Source organism: Rhodoblastus sp., assembly GCF_052145335.1.
Classification (GTDB): Bacteria; Pseudomonadota; Alphaproteobacteria; order Rhizobiales; family Beijerinckiaceae; genus Rhodoblastus.
Genome location: NZ_JBKQOU010000261.1, coordinates 1 through 9,375, shown reverse-complemented (window position 1 = coordinate 9,375; position 9,375 = coordinate 1). Strand labels below are relative to the sequence as shown.

9 protein-coding genes are annotated in these 9,375 nt (G+C 63.5%); 3 read left to right on the top strand and 6 right to left on the bottom strand.

Annotated elements, in window-relative coordinates; genetic code table 11:
- Window positions 1–342 precede the first annotated feature (342 nt).
- Window positions 343–501 (bottom strand): hypothetical protein, encoded by a 159-nt coding sequence (locus tag ACLP2E_RS16540; RefSeq protein ID WP_442461066.1) that lies wholly within the window; start codon window positions 499–501, stop codon window positions 343–345.
- Between the two features lie 377 nt (window positions 502–878).
- On the opposite strand from ACLP2E_RS16540, the gene ACLP2E_RS16535 reads away from it, so the two are divergent.
- On the top strand, window positions 879–1,325 hold the full coding sequence (locus ACLP2E_RS16535; protein WP_442461067.1) for a hypothetical protein: 447 nt from the start codon (window positions 879–881) through the stop codon (window positions 1,323–1,325).
- A gap of 121 nt (window positions 1,326–1,446) precedes the next feature.
- Here ACLP2E_RS16535 and ACLP2E_RS16530 read toward each other — a convergent pair whose 3' ends face one another.
- On the bottom strand, window positions 1,447–1,851 hold the full coding sequence (locus ACLP2E_RS16530) for a DUF3307 domain-containing protein (RefSeq protein WP_442461068.1): 405 nt from the start codon (window positions 1,849–1,851) through the stop codon (window positions 1,447–1,449).
- A gap of 357 nt (window positions 1,852–2,208) precedes the next feature.
- Between ACLP2E_RS16530 and ACLP2E_RS16525 the strand changes: the two genes are divergently transcribed.
- Together ACLP2E_RS16525 and ACLP2E_RS16520 are read left to right on the top strand one after the other, a co-directional pair.
- On the top strand, window positions 2,209–3,933 hold the full coding sequence (locus ACLP2E_RS16525) for a patatin-like phospholipase family protein (protein WP_442466558.1): 1,725 nt from the start codon (window positions 2,209–2,211) through the stop codon (window positions 3,931–3,933).
- A gap of 164 nt (window positions 3,934–4,097) precedes the next feature.
- A complete protein-coding gene (locus tag ACLP2E_RS16520) occupies window positions 4,098–4,574 on the top strand; it encodes a Crp/Fnr family transcriptional regulator (protein WP_442461070.1) in 477 nt (158 codons plus the stop codon).
- 97 nt (window positions 4,575–4,671) lie between these two features.
- Here ACLP2E_RS16520 and ACLP2E_RS16515 read toward each other — a convergent pair whose 3' ends face one another.
- From ACLP2E_RS16515 to ACLP2E_RS16500, 4 genes are all read right to left on the bottom strand, one after another.
- Window positions 4,672–5,991: an HlyD family type I secretion periplasmic adaptor subunit gene (locus tag ACLP2E_RS16515; protein ID WP_442461071.1), complete on the bottom strand. Its 1,320-nt coding sequence runs from the start codon at window positions 5,989–5,991 to the stop codon at window positions 4,672–4,674.
- 206 nt (window positions 5,992–6,197) lie between these two features.
- Window positions 6,198–8,039 (bottom strand): type I secretion system permease/ATPase, encoded by a 1,842-nt coding sequence (locus tag ACLP2E_RS16510; RefSeq protein ID WP_442466557.1) that lies wholly within the window; start codon window positions 8,037–8,039, stop codon window positions 6,198–6,200.
- 223 nt (window positions 8,040–8,262) lie between these two features.
- Window positions 8,263–8,685 carry a hypothetical protein gene (locus ACLP2E_RS16505; RefSeq protein ID WP_442466556.1) on the bottom strand — a complete coding sequence of 141 codons (423 nt, stop codon included), beginning with the start codon at window positions 8,683–8,685 and terminating at the stop codon, window positions 8,263–8,265.
- 202 nt (window positions 8,686–8,887) lie between these two features.
- Window positions 8,888–9,328: a hypothetical protein gene (locus tag ACLP2E_RS16500; RefSeq protein ID WP_442466555.1), complete on the bottom strand. Its 441-nt coding sequence runs from the start codon at window positions 9,326–9,328 to the stop codon at window positions 8,888–8,890.
- Between the last annotated feature and the right edge of the window lie 47 nt (window positions 9,329–9,375).

Sequence of the window (9,375 nt, the reverse complement as noted above, 5' to 3'; positions counted from 1 at the left end):
GCGGTCGCTCATGCGCTCGCAATGGCCGGAAGCGTCGCAGGCTAGGAAGGCGACGAATAATGCTTCTCGGCGTTGAATTCCTGCGCATGCCCCCGCTCCGCGAGGCAGACGAGCGCAACTAGCGTCGCGACGAAGACGAACCAGATTTTAACGAGCATGGCGACCTCCTTGCCGACCGAATGTTTCTCGAAAACGACCGCCCAATTCTCGGCTTTATTGCCGCAGATCGAATATGCAACGATGAACCGGGACGCTCGTAAAAGCGGGCCGCTATAGTTGCTGTCAAAGGCGGTCTGCTCGCTGAGGATAGGCTGGAAGACGGCTTCCTCGCTGTGTATCAGTTCACATGCTGCTGGACTTTGGCGTTGGTGCGTCGATCTCGGTTGCGGCCTGGCCTCGTTCGAGCGGCGCCTCCTTGAAGCCCGGAGATTTCGCCTTCGCTTTCATCGCAGCCACCGCGCCGACCCAACTTGCGCGCCATACCTTGATCTCAAATCCCATAAATTCGAGTGCGCAGGGCGCCACCGAGCCTAACGGCGCGAATCCATCGGTCGAACAGCATTGTTGTGGCGGCCATCACAGCAAACTTCTCCTGATCCCGGCATGATCGCTTTGGATGTCGAGTTCGCCATCCCTGTCCAAAGGAGAAGTCTCATGTTTCGCAAAACGACAATCACCCTCTGTTCCGCGTTACTCCTCGCCACAACTGCAACCGGCGCGTTCGCGCACGGTGGAGGCGGCGGCCGCGGCTGGGGCGGCGGGGGCCGAGGCTGGGGAGGCCACTACGGCCGCTTCGAGCACCGGTATGGCCGCGGCTACGGGCGTTACGGCTACGGCTATGGCTACGGCGGCGGCTGGTGCTATTATCGCCCGGATCTATGCGCTTTCTGAACCGCTCGGCCCCAGCCGTTTCAAATCAGCTGGGGCCGTTCTTCGTCGTGCTTCGCTTCATTCACGAAAATCGAATACTCCAAGCACTGTTGAAGGGCCGCGAAGGCGTCCCTCGATTACGCACTGACAAGGCCGGGTCGCGTCGACTTTGGGTCGCGCCCTTACCGGAATTGATAGCAGGCAGAGCAATGAAGGAGTTTGCTATGACGGCTGTTACAAATGTTCGCGGCGTCGATTTTCCGACGATTGAGTTCACGATTAGTCTCGATTCCGATCGATCCTTTGTCGTGCGCGAAAAGCGCGGGCGCAGCGGCCGCGTATTCGCTGAACTTTCGAGCGCGATCCTGTTCGTCCGAGAACATTGCCAAGCGCGTGGATGCGCGTCGGTCATGAAGTTCGATCAGAATCTTGCCTTCATTCGTGCTGCGGGATGATTATTGCGCGACGACGGTCTTCGGCGTGATCGCTTTCCTGTGGCTCAGCAGCTGTTTACTCAGCCGCTCACAAGTCTGGCTCAGCGACGGTGACGACGGCGGCGGGAAGGCACAATCCGCCTTAGCCCGCGTGCGCGGCGGACAGCCAGAGTGCGAAGATGAAATGAGTCAGGCCGTGCAATGTCTGGTCGACGCCCAGCAGCCACCAGAAGATTGATTGGCTGGGCGTCGCTTCATATCTGCGACGCAGCAAGCCTTTGGCCCGATCGAGAAGGGAATGGACGATGAAATCGACGCCCGAGAACCAGAACAGGGCCGGGGAGAGGATCAAGCAAATGATCAATGTGCCGAGGGCGTGGATCGCCGCATGGACCGCAAGCGGCAAAAGCCACCCGGCCTCGGCTTCCTTGCCGAGCGCCATCCAGCTTGTCTGGACGAAGAAATCCGCGATCAAATGCTTGCAGAGGAAGAGCAGGACCGCGAGAGACAGCCATGATGTGGGCAATTGTGCGGGAAGTCCGGCCATCGCAAGCCCCTTGTCTCATCATGAGAGCCTTGGCGCTTAAATCAACGCTGAAAAACGCAAATCGATTTAGGGTTGCGCGGAACGCTCAGGAGTCGTGTCGCCCTTCGGGCCGCCAAGCCTTCGCCGGAATTGATCCCAATCCTTTTTATTGGCAAAAGCGGAACCAGCGGCAGGCCCCAGGATTTCTCAGCATCAGCCTTTTCGCATGGCTGGAGGTCAAAATCGAGCCCCGGGCTTGGTCTGCGCAATTCGGAGCTCCAGTATGGCTGCTCTCGAACATCTCGCGAGCTTTCCATATAGGTTGACACGCCATTGAGAGTTGAATGGTTCTCATTGACGACGCTGATGGGGGCCCTCATGCAAGAGGATGCGCTGCTCGAATACATCGGCTCGGTATTTGATCGACAACGAATAATCCTGGTCGCCGACGAAGGTCAACGCCGCGAACTCGCGGCCGTCAGTTCCTGTATGTCGGTTTGCGGCGGGACGACGCTTTTCGGGGAAGGCGACGATTCGGATTCGATATACGTGATCGTGGCGGGCATGCTGGGCCTGTTCGCCAAAGGCCCCGACGGGGAACTCGCCCTGGCCCGGCGCATGGGGGCCGGCGAGGTTGTCGGAGAAATTGGCTTCCTGACGGGCGAATCGCGAAGCGGAACCGTGCGGGCTTTGCGCAACAGCGAATTGTTGCGCATATCGCGCGAGGCCCTGGAGGAAGCGGCGCTGCGCCGCCCGGATATGATGCGATCGCTCTGCGCCGCCGCCGTCCGTCGTTTGCTTTCTGGCGAAAGGGCGAGGATGGCGTCATCGCCGCCGCGCGCGATCTGCGTTGCTCCGGTCGATGCGACAGACGATGTCGACGCTTGCGTCGAAGCGATCGGTCGGGCGCTGGCGCCTTTCGGCAAGGTCGCGACCGCGACTTTCGAACGCGATCGCGGGCGATCGGTGGCCGGTTTCGCCGACCTCGAGAAAACCCACGACTTCCTGATATTGGCGGCGAAACTGGAAGCCGCGGCCTGGACGCAGTTTTGCCTCCGTCAATGCGACAGGGTGCTGCTGCTTGCCAGCGGCGCCGGCGAATCTCACGTTCCCGAGGTCCTGGGTCCTGATCGAAGCTTCGTTCCGGAAGCGATCCCGCTTGATCTCGTCTTGCGCTGGCGCGGCGACATGGAAACGACGCAGACCGCACGCTGGCTTAACCTGATCCGGCCGTCCGCGCATTATCACGCGCGCGCCACATCCGACTTGGCGCGCCTCGCACGCCTCGTGTTCGGGCGCGGAACCTCGCTCGTCCTGTCAGGAGGCGGCGCGCGCGGTCTTGCGCATGTCGGCGCGATACAGGCGTTGCATGATCAGGGGGTCGACATCGACGCCATCGGGGGGACAAGCGTTGGCGCGGTCATCGGCGCCATGCATGCGCTCGGTTGGAATCTCGCCGACGCGGCAAGATCCTGCGTCGACGCTTTTTCGCATAACCGATTCACCGATTTTGCCGTCCCGCGGATCGCATTGTTTTCGCCACGCAAATTCGAGCGGACGTTCGGCCGATGGTTCGGCGCGCTAAATATCGAGGACACGCCGATCCCGTTTTTTTGTGTCACGACCAACCTGTCGCGAGGCAAGGCGGAAATTCACCGTTCCGGGCCGCTGGCGACCTGGCTTCAGGCGTCAACCGCCATACCGGGGGTATTCCCGCCGGTTGTCGAACAGGGCGCCGAGCATGTCGATGGCGGAGTCCTCAACAATTTCCCGGCGGACGCAGCCGCCGGATTTGGCGGCGGCCCCATCATCGGGGTCGATGTCGGCGCAAATTCGGGCGCCTTGCGCGGCGTTGTCGGAAAGACGGGCGCGCCGCATGGCCCGCGCAAAATGATCGATCTGCTGTGGCGGGTAGGCACCATCGGTTCCGGCGCCGCAAACGCCGCCGGATCAGCTAAATGCGACGTCGTCATCAGGCCGTCGGTGGAGGGCGTCAAAATTCTCGCGTGGAACCTGCGTGAACACGCGGTCGAAGCCGGCTATCGCGCGGTCATGGCGGATATCGATGCGATAAAATCCACCATAGGCGCGATCAGGACGTGAGAACGAAGGCGTCAACGCCCGCGGACGAACAGCGGCGCTGGTTTATCCCGCAAGCCACAGGGCGGCAGGCTTCGGGATAGGCAGGCGTCCTGGATAGCGTGTCGCGTTGCCATCCGAAGACGATAAGGTGCTTCAAGTCTAGGGAGCGGGAGTATATTAGGCTTATGGCTATCGGCTCGCCCGATCTGAAAGCGTTCTTGGTCTCCACACCTTTTTTCGGTGGACTCGCGGACGCAAGTCTCGATCTCCTGGTCTCGATGCTGGTCGAGCGCCGGTTCGACGTCGGCGCTACTGTCGTATCGGAAGGTGAACCGGGGCGCTCAATGTATATTGTTCACGCCGGAGAGCTCGCGGTGAGCAAGCTCGGGAATTCGGGGCGCGTGATTCGCATGGCGGGTCTCGGGCCTGGTGATTTTTTTGGCGAAATGACGCTCATAGAAATGCAGAACCGATCAGCTACTGTCGTCGCTGAGAGTCCAACCCTGCTGTACGAGCTTACGGCCCGGAACCTCTATGCGTATTACAAGGCCGACATCCACGCGTATGTGTTGGTGATGCTGAATATCAACCGTGAGCTCTGTCGACGGCTCCGCCGCGCCAACGATCGGATTGCAGAATTGGCGGATGCTTCACGCGAGTAAACGGCGCGGCTTCGCAGAACGTCATTGCGTTGAAAAGCTGCGGTCGTGTGCACATTGATCCCGGCGCCGCGGCGGGCCCAGGCCCGGACCCGGGGCCCTACTTTTCGCGGAAAACAAGCCCTAGCTTGTCCGTCAGCGGCTGGGTGAGGTAGGCGATCACGCGTCGCGCCTCGCCACGTATGAGAACCTCGGCGGGCATGCCGGGGAACGGCTCCTTGCCCCGCAGCTTTGTCATCTGGTCCACGGGAACGTCGATTTTCACCATGAAATAGGGTTGGCCGGTGCGGTCGTCCTTCAACTGGTCCGGCGAAACGCTGGCGACCGTTCCATCGAGTTCCGGCGGAGTGGCAAGCTTCAGCGAGGTCAGCCGCACGGTCGCGGGCTGACCCTGGTGGACTTCGTCGACCTCGTCAGGGCGGATCTTCGCCGTCACCAGCAGCGGGTCGGAGTTAGGAACGATGGACATCACGGTCTGCCCTGGCGAGATCACCCCGCCTATGGTGTGGACTGTGAGTTCGTTGACGTAACCCGCGCGCGGCGCCTTTATTTCTAGGCGCTGCACACGGTCGAGGGAGGCGGCGCGCTCCTGCTCGGCCTGGGCGATCCTCTCGACGACGGACTCCAGCTGGGTCAGGATGTCCGACCGGCCGCTCTTCCTGGTCTCGGCGATCTTGAAATCGGTTTCTACCAGCTGCGAGCGGGCGCCGGCGATCCGCGATTCGGTGTCGCCGATCTGCCCCTGGAGGCGGCTCACCTCCCGCTCCGTCTGGCGCAGGACCGGGCGGCGCATGAGCCCCTTCTTGTCGAGCGCACGCTGGTCTTCGAGATCGGCGGCGGCCTGATCCATCTCGCCCTGCACGGCTTTCAGCTGCTGGTTAAGCCCGTGGATCTGGGTTTCGATCTGCGTATGGCGTTCGGCGAGCTGCGCCAGCTGGCTTGCCCTCGCCGAGCGCTTGTCGTCGAGGAGATTCTGCTGGGCCTTGATGCTCGTTAGCAGCGTCTCCTCCGCCTTGGGGGACGCGACGGGGGGCGCGGGCATCGCGATCGTAGGCCAGTCGTGCTGCTCGGCCTCGAGGCGCGCACGCTCGGCGACGAGGTCGATGAGCTTGCGCTCGAGGATGCTGGTGTCGCTGGCGACCTTGGCCGCGTCGAGGCGGACGAGGACCTGGCCCTCCTTCACCAGCTCCCCCTCGTGGACGAGGATTGCTCCGACGACGCCGCCCTCTGGGTGCTGAATATTCTGGGCGTTCGACTTCACGGCGAAATTGCCCGGGACGACGACCGCGCTGTCGATCCTGGTCGTTGCGGCCCACCCCACGAGGCCCCCGCCAACAATCGCCACGCTCGCGAGGAAGGCTCGCATCAGCTTGCGGATGGAATGTTCGTTGTCGGCAAGGTCGACGCTGAAATCGGTCATCTGGTCCTCCTGTCGGCGGCGGGCTGTCGAGCCTCGCCGCCTCGTCTGCTGGTACTATGGCCGCGGTCCTCGTCCGGCGCTGTGAAGCCCATCACAGCGCCGCGGCCTTCCGCAACTGGAGGCGCGATCCGACAGCATCGGAGGCTCCATTTTTTGTTTTCAAGCGCGTTCTTCGCGCGAACCGGAATGCGCTTCCTCTGCGCGCCCTACGCCATGGCCACGACGCTGCTTTCGCCGTTGCGCGAGGCCGGGACGCTGGCCATATGGTGCGGAGCGTGCGTGGGCGCCGCGTTCTCGCCGCCGTTCACGACTTCCGCCGGTTTGTGCGGTTGGCCGGCGCGGGGGAACAGCGCCGCGAGAACATGCTTCTTGCTTCCGAACATTTCCGCCCGGCCATTGCGCAGCGACAGGATCTTGTTCGCCGCGAAGATGGCGCTGGGCCGGTGGGCCACGATAACTACGATCTGGCCCTGCAAGCGCATGCGCTGGATCGCCTCGTTCAGAGACTGTTCGCCGACGGGGTCGAGGTTCGAGTTCGGCTCGTCGAGCACGACGAGGAAGGGATTGCCGAAAACGGCGCGCGCAAGTCCGATGCGCTGGCGCTGGCCGCCCGACAGCGTCATGCCGCCTTCGCCCACCGGCGTGTCATAGCCCTTCGGGAAGGACAGGATCATCTCATGCACGCCGGCGAGCTGAGCGGCCTCGACGACTTCTTCGGTCGTCGCGTCCTTGCGGAAGCGCGCGATATTTTCCGCGATCGTCCCGTCGAACAGCTCGATCGTCTGCGGCAGATGGCCGATGGCTTCGGCAAGAGTCTCGGCCGAGTAGTGCGAGATCATCGCATCGTCGAAGCGGATTTCTCCTCGCGCCGTCGGCCAGGCGCCGACGAGGGCGCGGACCAGGGTCGACTTGCCGCAGCCGCTCGGCCCGATGATGCCGAGCGCATCGCCCGATTCAAGTTCGAACGACACGCCCGCCACCGTCGCCGTCGCGCAGCCTGGGGGAGCGATGACGATGTCGCGCACGGTGAGCGACTTGCGGGGACGCGGCATGCCGTGCTGCTGCGGCCGGGCCCTGGGCAGCGCCGCCGTCTGGACCCGCAGACGCTTGAGGGCGTGCCAGGCTGCAGACGTGCCTCGGGAATGAGCGATCACCTGGTCGATGGGGCCGAGCGCGCGGGCAAGGATGATGGAGCAGGCCATCATGCCGCCGGGCGACATGTTCGCGTCTATGACGAGGTAGGCGCCGAGCGCCAGTATGCCCGATTGCAGCACCAGTCGCGCCGATTTGGAGATGGCGCCGAAGATGCTGGCCTGGTCGGCGAGGTCGCGGGCATGCGAAATGGCGTTCACGTAGCCGCCGCCCCAGCGCTTGCACAGATCGTCGCCCATGCTCATCGCCGCGGCCGCCTCGGAATTGCGGCGCGCGTCCATGAGCAGGCTCATCGTCGCCGTCGCCGCCTGCGTCACGTTCTGCGAGCCCGACCTGGTGGCCATCTGGTTCACGACGCTGAGCAGGACGAGCAGGAGCGCCCCGATGATCGCCATGGCCGCGAGCGCCGGATGCACGACGTAGAGGATGGCGAAGTAGAGCGGGATCCAGGGCAGATCGAGCAGGGCCGACGGGCCGGAACCCATCAGGAAGTTGCGGATCGTCGCCAAGTCCTGCAACGGATCATGCTGGCGGGCATGCGGTCCGAAGTGGAGCGGCAGCCGCAGCGTCGCCACGAAGAGGGAGGGGGCGAGCCTGTGGTCGAAGGTGATGCCGACCCGGGCCATGAGTTTTCCGCGCAACCCCTCAAGGAAGCCGTAAAAGCAGTAGAGCAGCAGCGCCAGCAGGCAGAGCGCAACCAGCGTCGGCACGCTCTTGCTGGTCAGGACCTTGTTGTAGACCAGCATCATGAACAGCGGGCCGGTCAGCATCAGCACGTTGCCGAGGCAGCTGATGCCGCTGAGGCCCAGCAGCGGCGTCCGCAGACCGCGGAGGGCGTGACGAACTTGCTCATCCGGGCTTTCGGTTGTTTTGCTCTTGTTGCAACGCGCGCTCATGGCATTTGGTCCTCTCGATGTCGGGACGGCGACGTGCGCCTCTTGTTGTGCAGCATCGGCGAGAACGCCTTCGGGCGCTGTGAACTGAGCCACATGGAGGTCGACTGCTGCGGGCGTCGGCGGTCGCCCGACGCGAAACGGCCCCGCCTTTTGGGGCAGGGCCAGAGAGAAAGGTCGCGATGTGGGCGCACGCGGGTCGCCTTGGCGCCGATGTGAGCGCGGCTCAGATATGGTGAACGGCGTGGTCCGCGACGTGCTGAAGACCACTGGCCTCGACGTTGCCGCCGATGGAGTTGAAGGCGCCATTGGCCGCGACGACGGTTGGCGTGTCGACGGCCACGTTGACGCCGCCGAAGGGCGTCGCCGCGTGGACGCCGTGGTCGCCGACGTCCTGGCCGCCAACGGCCAGCGCGCTGCCGCCGATTGTGTTGCCGACGCCGTTGGCGGCCACGAGGGTGGGGACGTCCACCGCGATATTGATTGGCCCTAATCCGTTAAAATGCCCGCCGTCGCCGACTTGCGCGTTTCCGGCGGCGACGACCGAGCCGCCCACGCTATTGCCGAGGCCGTTGCCGACTACCGCGGTTGGAACGTCGACGCCGATGTTAAGTCCGGCGCCGAATGCATTGAGCCAAGCATCTGTCATGATCATCTCCTAAGTTGTGCAGGCGTCCGCGGATTGCGCCGCCCGGGGGGCCGCCACTGGTTTTGCTGGCGTGTGCGCAGAATGAACGACTCGCTCGCCGCGCGCTGTGATGCGGGCCACACGGCGCCGCTCCTTCACTCGACATGGAACGGCCCCGCCTTTTGGAGCGGGGCCGGAAATGAAGGCGTTCGCCGCCCTGCCGTTAGTGGAAGGCGTGGATGGCCAAGCCGTGGTCGCCGACGCTCTGGTGGCCCTCGGTCACGACGTCGCCGCCGATGAAGTTGCCGACGCCATTGGCCACGGTCGCGTTGACGTGTTGGACCCCGATGTTCTCGCTGCCGGAGCTGAACGGGCTCGAGAAGCCGTGGCCGCCGACGCTCTGGCTGCCCTCGGTAATGACGTTGCCGCCGACGAAGTTGCCTTCGCCATTGGCCACGGTGGAGGTGACGTTCTGGCTCCCGATGTTCTCGCTGCCGGAGCTGAACGGGCTCGAGAAGCCATGGCCGCCAACGCTCTGGTTGCCCTCGGTAATGACGTTGCCGCCGATGATGTTGCCTGCGCCGTTGCCCACGGTCGAAGTGACGGTTTGGGAGGCGCTGTTGAGTTCGGCGCCGAAGGCGTTGAAGAAATCGAGGTCAGACATTTGAAGACTCCTTGAGTTGGACTATGGTTTCAGGTTCGGTTTGAGTG